The following is a 20,110-nucleotide window of genomic DNA, read 5'->3' as shown; positions in this document are numbered from 1 at the left end:
GATACCCATACCGTCGCAGGCTGGCGCGCAAACGCGCGCTACAAGATCACTGGCAGACACCAATGCCAGGCACCGATGCGCCTGACGTCATTACAGGCGTACGGTCGCTCTTGGCATCATCCCTCACCCCCGGAGTACAGCATGTCGAACACCACCCCCATCACGTTGATCACCGGTGGCAGCCGCGGCCTGGGCCGCAACGCCGCGCTCGCGCTCGCTGCCGACGGCAGCGACATTGTGCTGACCTATCGCAGCGAAGCAGGCGAGGCTGCTGCAGTCGTCGCAGACATCCAGAAGCTTGGGCGTCGCGCGCATGCCTTGCAGCTGGATGTTGCCAATGTCGAGGGCTTCGCTGCGTTTGCCGCTCAACTGAAGGAAGTGTTGACCAGTTGGGATCGCACCCACTTCGATGCATTGGTCAATAACGCCGGCACCGGCTTGCATGCGCCCATTGCCGAGACCACGCCTGCGCAATTCGATGCGCTGTTCAACATCCATCTCAAGGGACCGTACTTCCTGACCCAGACGTTGCTGCCGCTGATTGCCGATGGCGGACGCATCCTCAACGTGTCCAGCGGCCTTGCACGTTTTGCACTGCCGGGTTCGTCGGCCTACGCGATGATGAAGGGCGGGGTGGAAGTGTTCACCCGCTATCTGGCCAAAGAGTTGGGCGCGCGGGGCATCCGTGCCAACACGCTGGCGCCGGGTGCGATCGAAACCGACTTCAATGGCGGCAGCGTGCGTGACAACGCGCAGGTCAACGCGATGATTTCCTCGGTCACTGCATTAGGCCGCCCTGGCCTGCCGGACGATATCGGGCCGGTGGTGGCTGCATTGCTGGCGCCGGGCACCGGTTGGATCAATGCGCAGCGCATCGAGGTGTCTGGTGGGATGTTGATTTAGAGCGGCTAACAAACCTACTGCGCAGCCGCCAGGCGGGCGCGGTCGGTGCTCGGAATCCTCATGTACCGCTCGTACACTCCGGTTCCTGCGCGCCGCCCGCACCCACCTGACGACCGCTCGCTACGTTTTGTTAGCCGCTCTTAAGTACAAAGGCCTGCGCATGACGCGCAGGCCTTTGTGTACGCCACAGCGTCAGTGCATCACTGCAGTGTCTGATCGCCATGCAAGACGGGATACGGATTCACGACTTCGCCCTTCCACCATTCTTTTTCCGGCCCGAGGCGATGGATCTCGAAATGCAGATGCGGTGCCGCAGGATCTGCGTTACCTGTGCTGCCCACATAGCCAATGATCTGACCGCGCTTGATCTGCTGTTTTTCCGCCACACCATCGGCGTAGCGCTCCAGATGCGCGTAGTAGTAGCAATACGTGCCACTCGGGTCGAACTGATACAGCGTCAGGCCGCCGCGTTCGCTGTTGAAGAGTTTCTCGACGGTGCCGTCTGCCACTGCGAGGACCGCTGTTCCGGTGGGGGCGAGAATGTCGATGGCATCGTGCACGCGGCCTTCGCTGCGTGCGTCGGTGAAGGTGTCCTGCAGCTGGCTGCTGCTGATGCCTTGTACCGGAATCAACAAGCCAGCACCTGAAACTGCGGTGCCAGCTGGTGGCGCGGGCGTTGCTGCTGCAGGCGTATTGGCTGGCGCCGCATCGGTTGCCGGCGCAGCGGCAACGGCAGGCGGTGGCGCGAGTGCCGGAGCAGCAGATGCTGCCAGTTCGGTATGCGCCGCGTCGTGCTGTGTTGCCACGGGTGCAGCAGTGGGCGCTGGCTCTACTGTCGCCTGCGGCGCCTCACGTTCCAGCCACCAATAGCCGGCTGCACCCAGCAGCACCCCCACCACCAGCATCATCAGCAGTTTCATGCTTACTCCTGCATCACCACCGGCATGGACGGGCCGACCACGCTGGCCAGATTGACCACGTCCCAGTTGGTCAGGCGCACGCAGCCATGCGATTCGGTCTTGCCGACATGACCGGGTTCCGGCGTGCCGTGCAGGCCGTAATGCGGCTTGGACAAGTCGATCCACACGCGGCCGACCGGATTGTTCGGACCCGACGGCAAGGTCGCCTTTTGATCGCCCTTTTTCGCGTCCCAGAACAGCTTGGGGTTGTACTTGAACACGGGATCGCGCGCCACGCCCAGGACCTTCCAGCGGCCGATCGGCAGCGGATCGTGCTTGCTGCCGGAAGACACCGGGAACTGCGCATAGACCTTGCCGTCGGCATCAAACAGGCGCAGCGTCGACTCGGATTTGTCGACCACCAGCTTGGCCGGCTTGGCCAATGGCGCAACGCCATCGATGTTCGGCACCTGGATCACGCCACCGGCCTTGCTCAGGTCAACGCCGGGGTTGAGTTGGCGCAGCAGTTCCGGATCAGCATGGAAACGCTCGCCCAGTGCCTCATCCACCGAGGTGTAGCCAAGCGAAGGCAGCTTGGCCTGTTCGGCCGGTCCCTTCGGAATCGGCTGGAACGGTCCGGCGACATCCGCGTCGGTGAGCGTGTATTGCACCAGCGCCGGCGTGGCGTCGGCCTGCAAGGCCTGCCAGGTGGCGTCATCCAACTCACCGGTCACCTTGATGTTGTGCGCGGCCTGAAACCCGGAGACGGCACGCTTTTGATTGGAGCCGCGCTCGCCATCGATCTGCCCCGGCGAAAAATGCGCGCGATCCAGCAGGACTTGTGCATGCAGATCCGAACGCGGGCCACTCGGCACGACTTTCGCCGCAAGCGTTGCTGCAGGTGCAGCGGCGGGCTGCGGCGCTTGCGCCAATGCAGACAATGAAGCGCTCAGGGCGAGAGTGAGCAGGCAGGCGCGAGCGTAGGAGCGTGAGGGCATGAGCAGGTCCGAAAGAGGCATGCGCGCACCTTGCCCGAGCTGCCTGCGTGGTCTGCGTGAAATGGCTGCACCGGGACTGACTGAGAACGCAGTCTCGATGCGGGTCAGAAGTGGATACCTGCTATCTCGCCTCCACGCAGCTGCCGAGTCGACGCGTCCGCCGGCTGCTCATGCGTCTACCCGGGCGGCGGAGGGAGTCGTGCACCGCGCAACAATCGATCGCCTGTATGTCAGTCAGGCGATCGATTGGATCAGCGCAGACCTGATCTTTGCAGCTGCAGACATCGCGCCGCATCTGTCTGCAGGTCTGCCGTCAGTAGGTATAGCCCAACGTCAGCATGTACACCCGGCCGGTCTGTACATACGCACCATCGGCGCCGGGATCGTAGGCCATGTAGCGTTTGGATTTGCCCTGCGTTTCGTAAAACGTTGCCGCATTGAGCAGGTTCTTGGCCGACACACCCACATCGATATGGTGCGGCAAATGGTAGGTCGCATTGAAGTCCAACGACTTCACCGGTTGCAGGTAGTAGTTGAGCCGGTCGCTGGTCAAGCCCAGCAATTGCAGGCCGGTATAGTTGTAGCTCAGGTCGGTGCGCAGATGCGTATCGTCGTAGAACAGATCCAGGTTGTAGATGCGCTCCGGTGCGCGCGGCAGCCAGGTTTTTTCCGGTTGATCGCTGCGTTTGCTGTCTGCTTCGCTGTGTTGCAGCGTGAGATTGGCGGTGACGCCGAAATTGCTCCAGATGCCCGGCAAGTCCTGCAGGCGCTTGCTCGCCGCCAACTCCAGGCCATAGAGCTTTGCGGTGCCACCGTTCTGCGGCATCGTCACCGGCACGCCGTTTTCGAACGTGGTGCCGGTCGGTACCAGGCCGCCCAGCGTGTTGTCGTTGCTGGTCGCCGATTGCGAGGTATAGATGAAGCCGGTGATGCGTTTGTAATAGGTCGATGCACTGAGTACGCCGCCGTTGTGGTCGTAGAACTCGGCAGAAAGATCGGCGTTGTCGGCCTTGCTCGGATGCAGATCGGGATTGGGCTTGGAGATGCCGACCACCTGCTGGGTGTCGTCGATGGTGTACACCGTCTCGCCGGAAATCAGGCCGAACGCCGGGCGGCTGAAACTGCGGCGCAATGAAGCGCGGTACACGGTGAGATCGTCTGGCCGATAGTTGACGCTGATGCCCGGTAACACTTGCCCATACGTGCTGCCGGTGCCGACGAAACGGCCGGTGCTGCCATCGCCGCTGGATTGCCAGGATTGGGCCGAGTAGCGCGTCAACTCGTAGCGCACGCCGGGCAGCACGCTCACCGAGCCGATATGCAGCGCGGCCATTGCGTAACCGGAATAGATCGCCTCGGTGCTGGAGGTGGTGTTGGCGTTGTAGTCGTTGGCGGTGTAGACACCCGCACCATTGGGATCGTTGACGTACTTGTAAGGCAGCGCCTGCGCGAGCATCCAGTTGCGGTTGAGCAGTTTGAACGGGCCTGCGTAACGGCCATCGAACGCGTTATTGGTGACACGTCCCGGGATCGCGCTCAGCGGCGGGCCGCCAGCAGTGGGGAACGCGTAATTCGGCCCGCCAAAATAAGGCCCATTGGTGACGAAGTTGCCGTCCTTGTGGAAGAACGGATGATCATAGGCGCCGCGGTCGGAGTGATCGGCAGACAAGCCGACTTTGACGCTGTCCAGCACATCGCCATCGACCTGGTAGGTGATATCGGTGTGCGCGTTGACGCGGTTGTCGTGACTGCCGGCGTCATGCCCCTGCACCTTCCACAGCAGCGACGAATCCAGGTTGTAGAAGAAGTCCTTCAATGCAGGCGAGCTTGGCGCGATGCTCGGATAGCGCGGGTTGCTGAGGTCGAAGGCGAAGCTACCGGGCGTAAAACCATACAGACTGGCTGACACATAGTCCGGACGGCTGCGGGTGCCGCGACCGACCGAACTGCCATAGTCGAAGCGCAAGCGATCCAGCGTGGTCTGGCCGCCGAGTTGCAGCGTTGCCAGCTTCTCGTCGATATCGTGCGTGTTGAAGTAGCCGCCGCGCACGGCGGTGGGCTGGTTGCGATAGGTTTCCAGGCGCGCGCTGGACTGATCCTGCTGCCCGGTCACGCCGTAGCTGCCGTAGATGGCACGCGCATAGAGTGCGCTGTTGTCGCCCTGCCAATCGAGCGAGAGATTGCCGCCATAGCGTTCGATCTGACTGGTGTAGAGGCTGTACTTGTAGCGGGTGCTGATCAATGGACCGACATCGCGCAGGTCCGTTGCACTGGTGAATGCAGGATCGGCCGGCACGTACTTACTGTTGGGCGCCGGCGCTTGCGCCATGTTGTTGTTCTTGCCGTAATAGGCCGATGCGTAGAGGCCGAAGGCATGGCCGTCGCCAAACTTCCAGGCCAGCTCCTGCTGGAAGGTGCCGCCGGTGTCCTTGCCGCCCAGGTCAGAGGCCAGCTCGTTGAACTGACCTTGCGCGGTGGTCTTGGCATAGACGTCGCGATCAAAGTCGAAAGCGTTGGGCGTGCGCATGTCGATCGCGCCGCCGATCGAATCGCCCGGCATGTCGGGTGTGGGCGACTTGGAAACCTGCACCGACTGGATGCCGAACGGGGCCAGCATGTTCAACGAGATGGCGCGCGTGGACGAATCGGTCTCGGGCATGCCGAAGCCGTTGAGCGTGTAGGCGTTGTAGCTGGCATCCATGCCGCGGATGCTGACGTAGGCGTTCTCGCCCGTGGTGGCCTGGCCCAGATGCATGTCGCTGTATGCCGACAGGCCCGGCATGTGCGACACGACATCGGCGATGCCGCCCGACGGGATGGCATCGATCTGCTGCTTGCTCATCACGCTGTTGACGCTGCTGGACAAGCGCTGCTCGTTGAGCGATCCCGGTGTGGCAGCGTGTTTGGCCTGTACGTTGACCGAATCCAATGTGGTGGTAGCGGGCTCAGGAGTCTCGGCGAACGCGGGTGCGGACAGCGCCAGCGCAATGGCGCAGGTCAGGCGATGGAAGGTGCGGGGGTGCTGCATGCAGTTGGCTCGCGTAGTTGGAGAACGTGGGGTGCCCGGCCCGCATGACGCGGGCACAGACGTGCATCGCCGACGCCTTCCATTGCGACAGGTCTGTGTGGTTTGGCGTGGGTGGTGCGATTGCGGACGTGACCCCACTCAATGCGTGAGGTCGACGCCCTTGCAATGCGCGTGCGGAAGCTGCGGATTGCAGCGTGCGACCGCATCGCCGTCGAAGCGCACCACGTAACCGTTGCTGGCTGGCTCGTGCGCGGGGAAGTCGGTGCTGAGCAATTGCGCACCACTGGCCAGCATGCTGTTGCGGCGCGTAGTGTCGTTGTGCAGCGCTTCTTTCAGATCTGCGTCGGTCCGTGTGCGCACCAGATAGCCGGCTTTCACCAGCTGGTTGATGTTCTCGACGGGGCCATCGTTGAGTTCAGTAAACGCGGCATCGTCTTCGCCTGGCACGGCGTTGGTGAAGCACACGCGGCCGCGCAATGACGGATGCCCGGGCAGGTAGCTCGCACCGGCCGCGCGTTGGTCGAGCAGGAACACGACCTTGCCGCGTGCTTCGTGCAAGGATGGCCAGCCATGCGCGAGCACAGCGGCGTTGAGCGTAGCTGCCGTGCCACGGACTTGGTCGGGGCTAAGGTACTCGCCGGGCTGAAATACCGAGCGCAGTTCGGCATCCAGCGCATCCAGCGCCGCTGTATCGAACGGCTCCGGCTGCACGGTCGGAAAGGCCAGCTGCACCGGCGCCTGCTTGGTTTCCAGCAGGATGAAGATCGGCACATGCTTGGGGTGCTGCTTGGACCACGCGCGCACTTCCTGCAGGCAGGCGATCAAGGGTTGGCAGTTGCTGCGCTGATCCACATCCTGCACATGCATGACCTTGAAGCCCGGCTTGTCCATCACGCCGGCTGGTGCGCTTGGCGGTGCTGGTGGCAAGCCGGCCTTGGCGATCTGCGCGACGATCGCCGGGTGCGCGTAGCGGCCGCCGTTCGCGTCGGCAAACACATCCAGTTCGAGCTGTCTGACGCCATCGTCCAGCTGTTGCGTCAGCGCTGGATGGCGGTAATCCAGTGCTGCGAACAATTCCGGGCTCAGTTGTTTCAGCAGTGCCGCTTCGCTGGGGGCGAAGCCGGCGTGGTAGCTGTTGTGGCTACCGATGTACTGCAGATCGGTGAGGCGAGGTGCGGCGTGTGAAGTGACGCTGGCCATTATCAACACGCCGAAAAATGCAACGTGTCTCGTAGTGCTTCGCTTCGCGCGCGATGGCTTCGCTTTGCTGTCATCGCCTGGATTCAAAGCCGAAAGAGCGTGTAGAAAGCGCATGCACCGAAGCCGGAAAGAAGGTGGTCGCCATCATCCCGGCCAAATTTGACGCAACGCTTTCCGCAGTGTTGCCGTCGTGGGTCACAATGCGATAAACGCGCCATGACATCGTTTCTCGGCACATCCCGGCAAAGCCGCTCTCAGTGCGATCTGGTCTTGCCCAAGGCGTATGCCAGCAGCCGCGCCTGCACGCGCTCACCGATGCCGCGTGGTGTGTCCAATGCCATGCGTTGCAAGCAGTTAGCGTCGTTCGCATCGCTCGCATCGCGTGACAGCAGTGCGCGCCACACCGTCGTCAGTTTCGCGCTATTGCTGGCAGTGGCGCGTTTGAGCCAGGTCAGTGCGCGTAGCACGCGTTGCTCGACCTCAGTGAAGTCGCTGCCGAGTGGGTAGTCGGGCAGGCTGCCGTCGCGGCGAAACGGCGCCAATGCCTGTTCCAGCGCTTGCGGTGTATTGCGTTGTGCGCGCGCAGGCAGTGCAGGGTCGCTACGCAGCTTGCGCGATGTCTTTGCTGTGGCAAACAATGCATCCTGAAAGCGCGCATCGCAGATGCTCGCCATCGCCAGCACGCAGTCCTGATCGGTCTGGTGACGCAGATCGGCGATGCCGTACTCGGTGATGTAAAGGTCGCGCAGATGGCGCGGGATGGTGGTGTGCCCATAATTCCAGCGCACATTGCTGGCCGCTTGTGCACCGGCATCGCGGGTGGCCCGCAGCATCAGCGCGCTACGCGCCTGCGGCAAGGCATGCGCCATTGCCACGAAGTTGTACTGGCCACCGACACCGGAGACCACGCGCCCATCGTCCAGCCCATCGGACACCGCCGCGCCGAGCGCGGTGGCCATCATGCAGGAGTTGAAGAAGCGGGCCTGGTTGCGTTGCAAGCGCTCCAATGTTTCGTTGCCGCCGTAGAGCTGATTGATCTCGCTGATGCGGCGCATGCCGATGGCATCGCGGGTCTCCGCATCCAGATCGCGCAGCCATTGGTAGAAGTCCGGCGAACCAAGATAGAAAGCGCCGTGCAGGAACTCGCCTTCGCGTGCCAGCCGCGCGTGATCGGCTGCATCGGCACTGCCATCGGCGATGCGCTGCATCAGCGGCAGATCGTCGTGCACCTTGCGGCAGATCACGCCGCAGTCCACCAGCTGCTTGAAACCCTCATTGAGCATTTCGCTGCAACCGTACAGGCCGATCTCGAAGGGCTCCAGACCACCGCTGGCGCGCACCGCAGGATGCTGTTCCAGCTCCGGATCCAGTGCATGCAGCACGCGCCGATAGGTCGCATTGTCGGTCTGTCGCAGCACCAGCGCATGGCTCAGCGCATCGGCCAACGTGCCGATGCCGATCTGCAAGGTGCCGCCATCGCGCACCAGCGTGCTGGCATACAAACCGATCGCGTAGTCCACGGAGTTCACCGGTTGCCGCGGCAAGCCGAACAGGCGCGGCGACGGGCCGGGCAGGTCGATGACTAGATCGAAGAACGCCTCGTCCACCGCTGCAGTGCCGCCGATCCACGGCAGTTGCGTATCCACTTCCGCCACCAACAGCGGACGTGGCAGGCCGAGCGCTTGCACCGCATCGAGTGTGTCCTGGGTGATGTCGTTGTTGCACGACAGCGACAGCCGCGTGCCGCCCGGTTCGCGCGCCACTTTTTGCACGATCAGGTTGGGCGCGCGTTGCGCCACCGCCGCAGCGGCGTGCGTGTAGTTCAGACTCGTGTAGTCGGCCTGCGCCTGGGTGGAGTGCAGCAGGCCGCCGGACTGCATGTAGAACTCTTCCACCTGCACATGCGCCGGCAATGCGTCGCGCAGCATGTCGTCGACATACGCCAAGCGCGGAAAGTCGTCACCGAAATGGCGTGCAACGAACGGTGCGGCAAAGCGCGCCTCCAGCCCCGCGCCGGGTTTGGGCGGATTGAGCGACAACGCCGTGTACAGCGCCAGCGGTCGTGACGGTGTGTCCTTGAGCTGCGCATACAAGGCGTTCAACAGCCGATGCGGCTTGCCGATGCCCAGCGGTGCACCGACGCGCAAGGGGCCTTCGATACCTTGCAGGATCCGCTGCACGGCGGAGGGCAGGTCAGTGAGATGTTCGGTCATCCCTGCAGGGTAGCCGAGCCGATGGCGAGCCGGTTGCTTGGGCAGTTGGCGTTGCGGTTGGTCGCTGCAATCGCTGCTCGAAGCCCGAGGCGGAACAGGCTTGACAACCACTGCGTTTACGCATGTAATCAGTAAAAATTACGGATGTAATCGGATGTCGATCAGCGATGCGGAAGCGGTGGTGATGCAAGTGCTCTGGGACGCTGCTCCGCGCACGGCAGAAGAGGTGGTCGCAGCGCTGGCACAGACCGATTGGGCCGAGCCGACCATCAAGACTCTGCTCAATCGCCTGCTCAACAAGGGCGCCATCGCCGCGCAGAAAGACGGGCGCAAATATCTCTATACCCCGCTGCTGCAACGCGAGCAGTGGGTACAGCAACAGAGCGAAGGATTGCTGCAACGGCTCTTCGGTGGGCGGGTGGCGCCATTGGTGGCGCATTTCAGCGAGCGCGGAAAGCTCAGCGCGTCCGACATCGCGGAATTGAAAAAGCTGATCAAGGAGTTGGACGATGAGCCCTGACGCACTGGTTCCGCTACTGCTGCGCGCAACGCTTTACACCGCGGCCGCGCTATCGATCTGTCTGCTCCTGCGGCGCCCATTGCGCGGCTGGCTTGGTGCAACGGCGGCGTACGCGATCTGGGCATGCGTTCCGCTCGCCTTGCTGGCCGCCGTGCTGCCAAGCCCGCAATCGGATGTTGCGCTATTGAAGGTGCCGCTGCTTGCTGCGATGCCGGCGCTCTCCAACGCGCATGACGGTGCTACTGCGTGGACGACGCTGGCATTGGCGGTATGGCTGACTGGCGCCGCGCTCATGGCAGCCATGCTGTGGCGGCGGCAGCATCGTTTCGTGCGCAGCCTTGGGCCTTTGTACGCGTTGGACAATGCATTGTGGTCGGCAACGCATGACGCCGGGCTGCCGGCCTCATTGGGAATCTGGCGCCCACGTATCGTGGTGCCGTCGGATTTCACTACGCGCTATTGCGCTGCCGAACGTGCGTTGGTGCTGGCGCACGAACGGCTGCATCTGCGCCGCGGCGATCTGCATGCCAATCTGCTTGCGGCCCTGATGCTCTGCATCGGTTGGTTCAACCCGCTGATGCATCTGGCCTGGCGCGCGTTCCGGCTGGATCAGGAACTGGCCTGCGATGCGGCCGTGCTGGCACAGCATCCAGGCAAGCGACGCAGCTACGCCACCGCGATGCTCAAGACCCAGCTGGGTGCCGGTTGCACACCGCTCGTCTGTCATTGGGCTGCGGCGCACCCGTTGACACAGCGGATCGCGGCGTTGCGTGGTCCAGTGAAAGATGCCCAGCGTTCGCGCTGGAGCAGTGGGGGCGTGCTGTTGCTCGCGGTAACACTCAGTGCCGCCGCTTGGGCCCTGCAGCCAGCGCGTATCGCAGCAGTGTCTTACGCCGCGCCTGCAGACAACGATGCGGCGCGTGTCACTCGCATGCGGGAGTCGAACTATGCGGATTTCACCACGATGCGACCGCCTAAATATCCTGCACCTGCGTTCGATGCCGGCATCGAGGGCTTTGTCGAACTGCAGATGGAGGTCGACCCAGGCGGTGTACCGCAGCACATCGCCGTCGTGCGGAGCACGCCGGCCGGTGTCTTCGATCAGGCGGTGCTGGATGCAGCGCGCCAATGGCGACTGAAACCTGCGTATGCACAGGGCAAGGCCATTGCATCGAACGTGCGCGTGCCGGTGAAGTTCGAACTGGATGCGCCTGAGCAAACGACTAAGACCGCCAATGCCAGCGCCAGCGTTGCACGATCGCATGCGCCACCCTCCGAGCGCCTTGCCGGTTGCGCTGTGCCAGGCTGCGCGATGCAGGAGACGCTGCGATGAGAGGTGCTCCGATCTGCGCCGCAGTCCTGGCGCTGTCGCTTGGCGCATGCGCAACGCCACGTGTGCAGGAACAGCAGCGCAGCCAGCGCGAAGATTCGGTGGACCAGCGCATGCTGAGCGCGCAGTCGGGAGGCGACGGCGATTCTTCGATCCAGCCTTATACGCTGGCGCCGACACAGCGCTTCCGCATGCCGCGCGCGCTGCGCAGCGCGGCGCCGGTGCTGCCGGCCGATTCGCCACGGCAGAGCTTGCCGCCGACCACCGTATGCGCGCATGTGATCCTGACTGCCGAAGGCGCGGTGCAGCGCGTCGATCCGATGTCCGATCGCGACGAATGCGCGGCCGGTCTGCTGCCGGGCAACGCCGATCTGGTGCAGGCGGTGCGTACCATGGTGCAGCAATGGCAATTCGTGCCGGCCGCGATGTGCACGTTTGCGCCTGGTGTGGCGCAACCGGCGGCGCTGGATGACTGCACCGGCGCAACCGGCGAAGAGCCGGTGCCGGTGACGCTGTCGTTCGCATTCACCTTCGAGGTGCGGCAGGGCAAGGTCAGCGTGCGCACCGGCAAGGTTGCCCGCTGACGCAAGCCTTGCGTCAGCGGGTGGACGCAACGCACCAGCGCTGCCCGGCTGCGCTTACTCCAGCACATGCAGGCTGTCGGCAATGCGCTGCACTTCGTCGGGATTGTGGCTGACGTACAACATCGGCAGACGGATCTCGTCACGCACGCGTTGCAGGTAGGGAATCAATTCTTCGCGACGCGCCTGATCCAGCGCCGACAAGGGCTCGTCGAACAATAGAATCGCCGGTTGCGACAACAAGGCGCGGCCGATCGCCACGCGTTGCGCTTCGCCACCGGACAAATTGCGCGGCCGGCGTTGCAGTAACGGCGCAATTCCCAGCAATGCCACCACATCATCGAAACCGAACGGCGCCGCGCCACGCGCATGCCGGCCGTAACGCAGATTGCGGCGCACATCCAGATGCGGAAACAGCCGCGCATCCTGAAAGACGTAGCCGATGCTGCGCTTGTGCGTAGGCAGGTTCACGCCTTGCCGGGCGTCGTACAGAGACCGCCCGTCGATGCGGATATGCCCGGCCTGCGGTCGCACCAGCCCGGCGATCGCATTGAGCACGGTGGTCTTGCCGGCACCGGACGGGCCGACCAAGGCCACCACGCGGGCGGCGTCGTGAATCCGGATGTGGCGTTGGAAGTTGCCGCGCTGCAATTGCAGATCGATGTCCAGCATCAGTCTTCCTCACGCGGATGCGGCCTGCGCACCAGCCACTCGGACAACAGCAGCGCCGCCAGCGAAATCGCCAACGCAACGCCAGCCAGCCGCCACACGCCCGATTCCATGCCCGGCACCTGCATCAAGCCGTAGATGGCCGACGACAAGGTCTGGGTTTCGCCAGGAATATTGGACACGAAGGTGATGGTCGCGCCGAACTCGCCCAAGGCCTTGGCGAATGCCAGCACCGTGCCAGCGACCAGACCGGGCCAGGCCAGCGGCAAGGTGATGCTGAAGAACACCCGCCACGGACCGGCACCGAGCGTGGCGGCGGCGGCTTCCAGGCGGCGGTCTGTGGCCTCGATGGACAAGCGAATGGCGCGCACCATCAACGGAAAGCCCATCACCGCGCATGCCAGCGCCGCGCCGGTCCAACGGAACGCGAACTGGATGCCGAAGTATTCCAGCAGCCAGCTACCGACCGGCCCCTGCGTGCCCAGCACCACCAGCAGCGCGTAGCCGGTCACCACCGGCGGCATCACCAAGGGCAAGTGCAGCAACGCGTCCAACAGGGCCTTGCCCGGAAAGCGGCGCCGCGCCAGCAACCAGCCGCATGCAATACCCGGCGGCAGGCTGGCGATGGCGGCAACGATCGCGACCTTGAGACTCAAGCCAATCGCGGTCAGCTCTTGCGGGGTGAACATCGACAACGGCGCGCCTCAATCGGTCAACGAAAAACCGCGGCGGGTGAAGATCGCCTTGGCCGGTTTGCTGCTCAGCCATTGCACGAACTTGACGGTGTCGGGATTGCTGCTGTTCTTCAATGCAGCGACCGGATACACGATCGCATCGTGGCTGTCGTCGGGGAACGTGGCGACCACGCGTACCTTGGGGTCGGCGCGTGCGTCAGAGCCGTACACGATGCCCAGCGGCGCCTCGCCACGCGAGACCAGCATCAGCGCCGCACGCACGCTTTCCGACTCGGCCAGGCGGTTGCTCAAACCGTCCCACTGGCCGAGTTTGCGCAGCGATGCGGCGGCGTATTTGCCGGCCGGCACGCTGGTGGTCTGGCCAACCGCCAACCGGCCGCTGTCGCCGAGCGCCTTGGCAATCGCGCCAGGTTTGCGCGGGTCCACGTGCACCTTGCTGGCGGCCGGGGCGATCAGCACCAGCGTATTGCCGAGCAGGTTGTGGCGCTGCGCCGGCAGCACCAGGCCGCGCTGCTGCAGATAGTCCATCCATTCCAGATCGGCCGAGAAGAACACGTCTGCCGGTGCGCCTTGCTCGATCTGGCGTGCCAGTGCGGAGCTGGCGGCATACGACACGCGTACCGGCGTGCCGGTCGCCTTTTCGTAAGCGGCCGCGGCCTCGTCCATGGATTCCTTCAAGCTTGCTGCGGCAAACACCGTCACCGGTGCAGTCTGCGCAGTGGCCAGGACGGGCAGGGCGAGCATCAGCACGCAGAACGCGCGCTGCCAAAAACCGATCGTGCGCATGGGTAAGCTCCAGCAGGGTCAGAGACCGATCATAGCGGCTGCACCCCGTGCGCCGCGTGGCGACCACACTGGAACGTTACAGAACCACTCCGCCGCATCGGCCAGCCTGGAGATTGGCCTGCAGTGCCGGCCGGATCAGCTTGGGCTCGGGCAAGGTGGCATCGCGCGCCTGCCGCTGCGCCACGAACGCCTCGATCTCGACGCCATCGCGCACATGGATATTGCCGCGCCGCTGTTCGCCAATGCTGGTCTGATGCGCCACAGCGCGGCCGCCCGGGCCATAGTCGTGGCAGACGAACACACGGGTATCTTCCGGCAGCGTATACAGGCGCTGGATCGAGGCAAACAACTGCCGCGCATCGCCACCGGGGAAATCGCAGCGCGCCGTGCCCGCGTCGGGCATGAATAACGAATCGCCGGGAAACAGCGCATCGCCGATCAGATACGCAATGCTGTCGCTGGTATGCCCGGGCACCGCGATGACGCGCGCCTGGATGCCACCGAGCTGGAAGCGTTCGTCATCTGCGAACAGGTGATCGAACTGCGAGCCATCGGCGCGGAAGTCCTCTGGCAAGGCATAACGCGGTGCGAGTGTCTGTTGCACATCCCGAATGCCTTCGCCGATGCCGATGTGCGCCTGTGGCCAGTGTTGTTTGAGCCATTGCGCGGCAGACAGGTGATCGGCATGCGCGTGGGTTTCCAGCAGCCATTGCACCTGCCAGCCGTGTTCGGCGATGGCATCGACGATGGCCTGCGCGGCGTGCGTGCTGACCTCGCCGGTGTCGGCCGCATAGTCCAGCGCCGGGTCGATCACCGCCGCTGCACCGGTTGCCGCATCGGCGACCACATAGGTAAAGGTGTTGCTGTCGGCGTGGAAGAACGTAAGGACCTCGGGCTGCATCGGCGTCTCCATCTCAGGGGGCGGCCAGCGCCGCATTGAGCACGGCCGCGAGTCGGTCGCCGGCAAGCCGCAATTGCGTCTCGGCGATCGGACGATAGGTGGCGATGTAGTTGTCCGGCACTACATGCTCGCTCGGATACACGCCCGGCGTGATCGCGATCTTGCAGGAGGCCTGTGCCCAGGCAGCAGCGGGCGGCGGCAGCGCCGGAGACATTGCAGCGGCAGCCGGCAACGCCAGCAGACGTTGCAGATACGCATCGTCGCTGAGGTGGCTGTCGTTGAGCATGCCGCTGTCCCACAGCGCATGCAGGTTGCTGCCCTTGCCATCGACCTGCAGCTGGAACGTGTTGCCGCCCTTATCGTGCGCGTAGCCGGCATGCATGGGCTGATGGATGTCGCCGACAAAATGCACCACGAACTTCAATGCCTGCCGACGCACGTCCAACGGCTGGCTGCGATCGGCAAGCAACGCGGTTTGCTGCTCGAGCGCGTCGATCACGCAATTGCCATCCGGGCAGTCGCGCGCCGGCACGTAGCCGCACTCGTGTTCGCCCAGGTTGACGTAATGCCAGGGCCCGGAGCGCTTGCCCAGATCCGGATCGTGTTCGCGCAGTTCATCGGCCCAGGTCGCGACCCAGGCCAGGCTCGGATGCGACTCGCCTGCCAGCAATTGCGCCACCTGCGCACGCGCTTGCGGCGTCAGTTCGGTTTCTGCAACGCGCGCCACCAAGCGGTGGCCCTGCGGGCCCCAGGCGAATGCGGTCATGGGCTGGAGTGTTGCAGCAATGGCTGCGGCCAGAACGACGGTAGAGGGAGAGAAGGTCTTCATCCCGCAATTGTACGCAACGGTCTGGGACGGTTTTATGGCCGTCCCGGTCGCACGACGGCCACGCCTCAGCGTGGCGTCTGCAATACGATCAGAAGTACACCAGGTAGGACACGCCATAGGTCAGCGGATCGATCTTCGCCTTGCCCAGCCGCGCGCCGTTGAAATCGACGTTGCTTTGCGAGCCGGTCCAGCGCGCATCCACGCGCAGGCCGCTGCGCTCGTTGAAGATGAAGTCCACCCCGACATGCGCGGTGGCACCCACCGAATCGTCGAAGCTCAGATCGCCATTGCCGAATGCATCATCGACGTCTTCACCGAGAAAGGTGGTGTAGTTGATGCCCACACCCACGAACGGCGAGACCGTGCCGTAGCCGTTGATGTGGTACTGCAACAGCACGCTCGGCGGCACCGACCAGTAGCTCCCCACCTTGCCGATACCGTCGAGCTCCAGATCGTGCTTGCCCGACACGGCGGCATGCACCTCGATGCCGAGATTGTTGCGGATGAAGTATTCGTAGGTGAACGACAGCGCTGGTGCGCCCTTGATCTCGGCACGTGTGCCGCCGAAGGTGCCGCTGTCGGATTTGGGCGAGACATAGCCGGCACCGTAGCCGGTCGTCCAGTGGCCGGCCGACTGTGCAAGGGCGGGTGTGGCCGAAGCGGCCAGTGCGATGGCGAGGGCGGTACGGATCAGCATGCTCATGGAATCCCCGGTAGGTCGGACAGGCGGTCGACGTGACCAACCTGTCCGCAACTCCGGCGGTGGATGCACGTCCCTGGACGCCCAGTGTGCCAGAGATGCACCGCGCACGCAGTGGATCAGAACCGGTGCACGTACGCCACGCCATAGACCAGCGGGTCGATGTTGACCGTGCCGATGCGGTTGCCATCGAGGCTGGCTTCGGTGTCGATATCGATCCAACGCAGGTTCACGCGCAGGGCGCCGCGCTCGCTGAGCTTGTAGTCCACGCCTGCATGCAGGGCCAGGCCCCAGGAATCGTCCAGTTCCAGATCGCTGCCGGCCAGCGCGCCGCGGGTGTCGGTGCTGAAGAAACGGGTGTAATTGATACCCGCGCCAACGAACGGCGAGAGCTTGCCCCGGCTGTTGAAGTGGTACTGCAGCGAAATCACCGGCGGCAGATGCTTGGTGCTGCCGACGCGCCCCATGCCGCGGAGCGCGATGTCGTGCTCGAACGGCAGCGCAGCCAGAACTTCGATGCCCAGGTTGTCGGCGATGAAGTATTCCGCAGTGAAGGTCGGCTTGATGTCCTTGCCGACGTCTGCTTCGAGCGTACCGCCGACCAGACGGCCGTTATCGGATTTGGGCGCGACCTGGTGGGCGCCGACGGCAACCGTCCAGTCGCCTTTGGATTGAGCCAATGCGGGGACGCTGGCAAAGCTGGCGGCCAGGCCGGCGAGCAGAAGGGTAGAGCGCATGCGCATAGAAATTCTCGTCGTGTGCAGAAGATGGAGTAAGTCTTGTGGGTTTGCCCGAGGGCTGCCTTGATCCTGATCAATCCGTTGGCGCGATGACGCTGTGGGTCATGCAGCGGTGTGAGCAGGAGCTGGCATTGACAACAGCGGTGCGCGCCGTGGCGGTGATCGCACCGGCGCATCGCGTCCGAGGTGCAACGCGATGCGCCTTGTGCAAGCGGCGGCGGGGGAGGAGCGCCGCCGCTTGCATGCGCGATGGCGCAGGCCGCGAGCGGATGGCTGCAGGGACCGAGCACTTACTTGACCTTGGCGACCTGGGGCGCATCCACTTCCGGCATCGCCGAGCTGTGGTGGTTGATGATCAGCCACTTGTCGTCACGCTTTTCGTACACGAAGGTGTAGCGGGCCTGCACCTTGCTCTTTTTGCCGTCCTTGTCGGTCAGCGTGAAGGTATAGACACCGGCGTCCACCGCGCTGTCTTCATCGAGTACGCGCACGGTGCGGTAGTTGACGACGCCCTGCGGCTTCTTGGTCAGGAACATCTCGAAGTACTTTTCGATCTGCGCCCGCGAAGCGCGCACTTCGTTGGAGACGGTCGGCAGCAGCACGCCGTCCGGTGCGTACAGATCAGCAACCTTGTGCGGGTTGCCGGTGGCCAGCGCCGCGTTCCAGGTGTCGAACAGTGCAGCCACTTCGCGCGCTTCGCCATCGGCGGGCAGCGTTGCCTTTTCGGTGTAATGCATCACGCCGCCAGCCAGCGCCGGGGTGGCGGCCAGAGCCAGAACCAGAGAGAGAAGGGTGCGACGCATGGGGGAATCTCCGTTGTGATTGATGGGTGCCTCAGCAGGCAGGGCCAGTATCGAAATCCACGGAGCGCCGAAATTCTGCTGTTCGGCATAGTCTTGAGTATGCTGTATGGCGTAGTTTTGATATTTCTAAGATATTGAAAATAAATAGCTTAATGAGGATTTATGGCCCTCTTCAGGTTTTGCCTGTTGTGCAGACAATTGTTCGTTGCGCCGAGCGTCGAGCGCTGAGCACCGCGTGCGGATGCCCATTTGAGAGCGATACGCCGTTGCCTTCTTGAAGGACACAGGCTATTGCCGAGCCCGCTGTCAGTGCGGTGCATGCTGGCGCTGGATCAGCAGGTCTCTCGTTGCATGTGGGGCCGTGCATCGCGCATGCAGCGAGCGCAGACATCCAGGGTCGGCACTGCGTCTACCGGCAGTGGTTCGGGGATGCCTGCGATGGGTGCGGCTGCACCTGACCACAACGTCTTTGCACGCTGTACTGCGCAGCATTCAAGCGCACGGCTGCGCGAGTGCGACGCTGCTAGAATGGCGGTCCCTTTCCATCCGCCGCGCTGTCGCGGCCGCAGGAGCTAGTGAACATGGCAATCAAGGTTGGCATCAACGGATTCGGTCGCATCGGCCGCAACGTGCTGCGCTCTGCGGTGCAGAACTTCGGCAATGACATCGAGATCGTGGCCATCAATGACCTGCTCGAGCCCGACTATCTGGCCTACATGCTGCAATACGATTCGGTGCATGGCCGCTTCAAGGCCGATGTATCGGTCGACGGCAACACGCTGATCGTCAACGGCAACAAGATCCGTCTGACCCAGGAACGCGACCCGGCCAACCTCAAGTGGGATGCCGTCGGTGCCGAGGTGGTGATCGAATCCACCGGCCTGTTCCTGACCAAGGAAACCGCGCAGAAGCACATCGACGCGGGCGCCAAGAAGGTGATCCTGTCGGCACCGTCCAAGGACGACACGCCGATGTTCGTGTTCGGCGTCAACGACAAGACCTACAAGGGCGAGGCGATCGTCTCCAACGCCTCGTGCACCACCAACTGCCTGGCGCCGTTGGCCAAGGTGATCAACGACAAGTGGGGCATCAAGCGCGGCCTGATGACCACCGTGCATGCGGCCACGGCAACGCAGAAGACCGTGGACGGCCCGTCGAACAAAGATTGGCGCGGTGGGCGCGGCATCCTGGAGAACATCATTCCGTCCTCCACCGGTGCTGCCAAGGCCGTCGGCGTGGTGATTCCCGAGCTCAACAAGAAGCTCACCGGCATGAGCTTCCGCGTGCCGACCTCCGACGTTTCGGTGGTTGACCTCACCGTCGAGCTGGAAAAGCCGGCCACCTACGCCGAGATCTGTGCCGAAGTGAAGGCGCAGAGCGAAGGCGCCCTGAAGGGCGTGCTGGGTTACACCGAAGACAAGGTGGTGGCCACCGATTTCCGCGGCGAGACCTGCACCTCGGTGTTCGACGCCGACGCCGGCATCGCCCTGGACTCCACCTTCGTCAAGCTGGTGTCCTGGTACGACAACGAGTGGGGCTATTCCAACAAGTGCCTGGAAATGGTGCGGGTTGTGGCGAAGTAAATCGCGCGCTTAGGCGACGCGTTGAAGGCCCCGGCATGCCGGGGCCTTTCGTTTTTTGTCTGTCGGAGTGTGATGTGGACATGCGCCGTCACCGCTTCGTCGCCAGTACAAGATGTGGACTTTGAGAGGCTCACGTGCGCTAATTTGCGCGCACGGCGGCCGTTCCCGTGTCGTGTACGAAGGATCGGGGAACTCCATGGATCGAGAGAACATAACGATGAATAAATTTCTGGCGGGTGCATTGGCGCTCGGTGTGGTGATTGCGTTTTCGGCTCCGTTGAACAGTTGGGCGGCGAAAAAGCAGAGCGGTACGCCGGCCTGGATGAATGCCGATGGCGAAGTGATCAAGTCGTCCGACGTCGAGGCCGGCTATGGCGAGACCGTCAAGGGCGTCAACGATTACGAGGGCGAGATCACCGGCAAGCCTGCGCCGGGCAGCAAGTTCACCCAGTTGCAGATCGGCATGCCGATGAAGCAGGTGACCGATCTGATCGGGCAGCCGAATGACCAGGGTTCGTACGTGACTGGCAAGGCGTTCATTCCTTTCTTCTTCGGCGGCGACCGTTACCGGTACGAGATGGCCTACAAGGGCCAGGGCCGTCTGGTCTTCGCTGGCAAGTCGATGGATACCGGCGGCAACTTGATCTGGATCATCCACAACAAGAACGACAGCGGCTACCGCGAATAAGTTTGAAACGCCCGGTTCTCCGGGCGTTTTTTTGGGCGCGCTTG

General features: G+C 63.5%; 19 protein-coding genes and 1 other RNA gene. 7 read left to right on the top strand and 13 right to left on the bottom strand.

Annotated features, from left to right (window positions below; genetic code table 11):
- Positions 1–141: 141 nt before the first annotated feature.
- Both AC1KVG_RS18840 and AC1KVG_RS18835 read left to right on the top strand, forming a co-directional pair.
- The gene (locus tag AC1KVG_RS18840; protein ID WP_481095386.1) at positions 142–903 is read left to right on the top strand and encodes an SDR family NAD(P)-dependent oxidoreductase; all 762 of its coding nucleotides are present in this window, start codon (positions 142–144) and stop codon (positions 901–903) included.
- Between the two features lie 60 nt (positions 904–963).
- Positions 964–1,039, top strand: a non-coding RNA gene (locus AC1KVG_RS18835) — sX9 sRNA.
- A 64-nt stretch (positions 1,040–1,103) separates the two neighbouring features.
- On the opposite strand, the gene AC1KVG_RS18830 is transcribed toward AC1KVG_RS18835, so the two are convergent.
- From AC1KVG_RS18830 to AC1KVG_RS18810, 5 genes are all read right to left on the bottom strand, one after another.
- Complete coding sequence (locus tag AC1KVG_RS18830; RefSeq protein ID WP_481095385.1) at positions 1,104–1,823, bottom strand: M23 family metallopeptidase; 720 nt, start codon at positions 1,821–1,823, stop codon at positions 1,104–1,106.
- A 2-nt stretch (positions 1,824–1,825) separates the two neighbouring features.
- Positions 1,826–2,800, bottom strand: coding sequence for a L,D-transpeptidase family protein (locus tag AC1KVG_RS18825; RefSeq protein WP_481095384.1), 975 nt, complete (start codon positions 2,798–2,800; stop codon positions 1,826–1,828).
- 313 nt (positions 2,801–3,113) lie between these two features.
- The gene (locus AC1KVG_RS18820; RefSeq protein WP_481095383.1) at positions 3,114–5,828 is read right to left on the bottom strand and encodes a TonB-dependent receptor; all 2,715 of its coding nucleotides are present in this window, start codon (positions 5,826–5,828) and stop codon (positions 3,114–3,116) included.
- A 138-nt stretch (positions 5,829–5,966) separates the two neighbouring features.
- Positions 5,967–7,142 carry a phosphatidylinositol-specific phospholipase C1-like protein gene (locus AC1KVG_RS18815; protein ID WP_481095382.1) on the bottom strand — a complete coding sequence of 392 codons (1,176 nt, stop codon included), beginning with the start codon at positions 7,140–7,142 and terminating at the stop codon, positions 5,967–5,969.
- Between the two features lie 140 nt (positions 7,143–7,282).
- Positions 7,283–9,241: an acetyl-CoA hydrolase/transferase C-terminal domain-containing protein gene (locus AC1KVG_RS18810; RefSeq protein WP_481095381.1), complete on the bottom strand. Its 1,959-nt coding sequence runs from the start codon at positions 9,239–9,241 to the stop codon at positions 7,283–7,285.
- Positions 9,242–9,395: 154 nt separating this feature from the next.
- Between AC1KVG_RS18810 and AC1KVG_RS18805 the strand changes: the two genes are divergently transcribed.
- Genes AC1KVG_RS18805 through AC1KVG_RS18795 form a run of 3 tightly spaced genes read left to right on the top strand, consistent with a single transcriptional unit; the run spans position 9,396 to position 11,675 of the window.
- The gene (locus tag AC1KVG_RS18805; RefSeq protein ID WP_481095380.1) at positions 9,396–9,761 is read left to right on the top strand and encodes a BlaI/MecI/CopY family transcriptional regulator; all 366 of its coding nucleotides are present in this window, start codon (positions 9,396–9,398) and stop codon (positions 9,759–9,761) included.
- Positions 9,751–11,094, top strand: coding sequence for a TonB family protein (locus AC1KVG_RS18800; protein WP_481095379.1), 1,344 nt, complete (start codon positions 9,751–9,753; stop codon positions 11,092–11,094). The genes AC1KVG_RS18805 and AC1KVG_RS18800 overlap by 11 nt, the downstream gene beginning before the upstream one ends.
- A complete protein-coding gene (locus AC1KVG_RS18795; RefSeq protein WP_481095378.1) occupies positions 11,091–11,675 on the top strand; it encodes a hypothetical protein in 585 nt (194 codons plus the stop codon). The genes AC1KVG_RS18800 and AC1KVG_RS18795 overlap by 4 nt, the downstream gene beginning before the upstream one ends.
- A 54-nt stretch (positions 11,676–11,729) precedes the next feature.
- Here AC1KVG_RS18795 and modC read toward each other — a convergent pair whose 3' ends face one another.
- The 8 genes from modC to AC1KVG_RS18755 form a co-directional block, all read right to left on the bottom strand.
- A complete protein-coding gene (modC, locus tag AC1KVG_RS18790) occupies positions 11,730–12,344 on the bottom strand; it encodes a molybdenum ABC transporter ATP-binding protein (RefSeq protein ID WP_481095377.1) in 615 nt (204 codons plus the stop codon).
- Positions 12,344–13,030, bottom strand: a complete 687-nt coding sequence (gene modB, locus AC1KVG_RS18785; RefSeq protein WP_255087014.1) for a molybdate ABC transporter permease subunit — start codon at positions 13,028–13,030, stop codon at positions 12,344–12,346. Before modB ends, modC begins: the two co-directional genes overlap by 1 nt.
- 15 nt (positions 13,031–13,045) lie before the next feature.
- On the bottom strand, positions 13,046–13,822 hold the full coding sequence (gene modA, locus AC1KVG_RS18780; protein WP_481095376.1) for a molybdate ABC transporter substrate-binding protein: 777 nt from the start codon (positions 13,820–13,822) through the stop codon (positions 13,046–13,048).
- A gap of 76 nt (positions 13,823–13,898) precedes the next feature.
- Positions 13,899–14,723, bottom strand: a complete 825-nt coding sequence (locus AC1KVG_RS18775) for an MBL fold metallo-hydrolase (RefSeq protein ID WP_481095375.1) — start codon at positions 14,721–14,723, stop codon at positions 13,899–13,901.
- Positions 14,724–14,736: 13 nt separating this feature from the next.
- The gene (locus AC1KVG_RS18770) at positions 14,737–15,669 is read right to left on the bottom strand and encodes a S1/P1 nuclease (protein WP_481095374.1); all 933 of its coding nucleotides are present in this window, start codon (positions 15,667–15,669) and stop codon (positions 14,737–14,739) included.
- Positions 15,641–16,255 (bottom strand): OmpW/AlkL family protein, encoded by a 615-nt coding sequence (locus AC1KVG_RS18765; RefSeq protein WP_023902611.1) that lies wholly within the window; start codon positions 16,253–16,255, stop codon positions 15,641–15,643. Before AC1KVG_RS18765 ends, AC1KVG_RS18770 begins: the two co-directional genes overlap by 29 nt.
- Positions 16,256–16,371: 116 nt before the next feature.
- Positions 16,372–16,995 carry an OmpW/AlkL family protein gene (locus tag AC1KVG_RS18760; protein ID WP_481095373.1) on the bottom strand — a complete coding sequence of 208 codons (624 nt, stop codon included), beginning with the start codon at positions 16,993–16,995 and terminating at the stop codon, positions 16,372–16,374.
- Positions 16,996–17,282: 287 nt separating this feature from the next.
- On the bottom strand, positions 17,283–17,795 hold the full coding sequence (locus tag AC1KVG_RS18755; protein WP_046932169.1) for an SgcJ/EcaC family oxidoreductase: 513 nt from the start codon (positions 17,793–17,795) through the stop codon (positions 17,283–17,285).
- A gap of 581 nt (positions 17,796–18,376) precedes the next feature.
- On the opposite strand from AC1KVG_RS18755, the gene gap reads away from it, so the two are divergent.
- Both gap and AC1KVG_RS18745 read left to right on the top strand, forming a co-directional pair.
- Positions 18,377–19,378, top strand: coding sequence for a type I glyceraldehyde-3-phosphate dehydrogenase (gene gap, locus AC1KVG_RS18750; protein WP_006451409.1), 1,002 nt, complete (start codon positions 18,377–18,379; stop codon positions 19,376–19,378).
- A gap of 217 nt (positions 19,379–19,595) precedes the next feature.
- Entirely contained in the window at positions 19,596–20,066 is a 471-nt protein-coding gene (locus AC1KVG_RS18745) for a hypothetical protein (protein WP_043889406.1), read from the top strand.
- Positions 20,067–20,110: the final 44 nt, after the last annotated feature.

The organism is Xanthomonas sp. NCPPB 3959, assembly GCF_056675575.1.
This window is presented reverse-complemented; position numbering and strand designations above follow the sequence as displayed.

What these genes read in the sequence shown, in the direction of transcription:
- modA (WP_481095376.1), bottom strand. Translation starts at nt 13,822, where the DNA reads ATGCGCACGATCGGTTTTTGGCAGCGCGCGTTCTGCGTGCTGATGCTC.
- AC1KVG_RS18805 (WP_481095380.1), top strand. Translation starts at nt 9,396, where the DNA reads ATGTCGATCAGCGATGCGGAAGCGGTGGTGATGCAAGTGCTCTGGGAC.
- AC1KVG_RS18795 (WP_481095378.1), top strand. Translation starts at nt 11,091, where the DNA reads ATGAGAGGTGCTCCGATCTGCGCCGCAGTCCTGGCGCTGTCGCTTGGC.
- AC1KVG_RS18800 (WP_481095379.1), top strand. Translation starts at nt 9,751, where the DNA reads ATGAGCCCTGACGCACTGGTTCCGCTACTGCTGCGCGCAACGCTTTAC.
- AC1KVG_RS18765 (WP_023902611.1), bottom strand. Translation starts at nt 16,255, where the DNA reads ATGAGCATGCTGATCCGTACCGCCCTCGCCATCGCACTGGCCGCTTCG.
- AC1KVG_RS18745 (WP_043889406.1), top strand. Translation starts at nt 19,596, where the DNA reads ATGAATAAATTTCTGGCGGGTGCATTGGCGCTCGGTGTGGTGATTGCG.
- AC1KVG_RS18755 (WP_046932169.1), bottom strand. Translation starts at nt 17,795, where the DNA reads ATGCGTCGCACCCTTCTCTCTCTGGTTCTGGCTCTGGCCGCCACCCCG.
- AC1KVG_RS18825 (WP_481095384.1), bottom strand. Translation starts at nt 2,800, where the DNA reads ATGCCCTCACGCTCCTACGCTCGCGCCTGCCTGCTCACTCTCGCCCTG.
- AC1KVG_RS18810 (WP_481095381.1), bottom strand. Translation starts at nt 9,241, where the DNA reads ATGACCGAACATCTCACTGACCTGCCCTCCGCCGTGCAGCGGATCCTG.
- AC1KVG_RS18815 (WP_481095382.1), bottom strand. Translation starts at nt 7,142, where the DNA reads ATGCGCTTTCTACACGCTCTTTCGGCTTTGAATCCAGGCGATGACAGC.
- AC1KVG_RS18760 (WP_481095373.1), bottom strand. Translation starts at nt 16,995, where the DNA reads ATGCGCATGCGCTCTACCCTTCTGCTCGCCGGCCTGGCCGCCAGCTTT.
- AC1KVG_RS18775 (WP_481095375.1), bottom strand. Translation starts at nt 14,723, where the DNA reads ATGCAGCCCGAGGTCCTTACGTTCTTCCACGCCGACAGCAACACCTTT.
- gap (WP_006451409.1), top strand. Translation starts at nt 18,377, where the DNA reads ATGGCAATCAAGGTTGGCATCAACGGATTCGGTCGCATCGGCCGCAAC.
- AC1KVG_RS18820 (WP_481095383.1), bottom strand. Translation starts at nt 5,828, where the DNA reads ATGCAGCACCCCCGCACCTTCCATCGCCTGACCTGCGCCATTGCGCTG.
- AC1KVG_RS18840 (WP_481095386.1), top strand. Translation starts at nt 142, where the DNA reads ATGTCGAACACCACCCCCATCACGTTGATCACCGGTGGCAGCCGCGGC.
- modB (WP_255087014.1), bottom strand. Translation starts at nt 13,030, where the DNA reads ATGTTCACCCCGCAAGAGCTGACCGCGATTGGCTTGAGTCTCAAGGTC.
- AC1KVG_RS18830 (WP_481095385.1), bottom strand. Translation starts at nt 1,823, where the DNA reads ATGAAACTGCTGATGATGCTGGTGGTGGGGGTGCTGCTGGGTGCAGCC.
- modC (WP_481095377.1), bottom strand. Translation starts at nt 12,344, where the DNA reads ATGCTGGACATCGATCTGCAATTGCAGCGCGGCAACTTCCAACGCCAC.
- AC1KVG_RS18770 (WP_481095374.1), bottom strand. Translation starts at nt 15,669, where the DNA reads ATGGCGTGTCCTACCTGGTGTACTTCTGATCGTATTGCAGACGCCACG.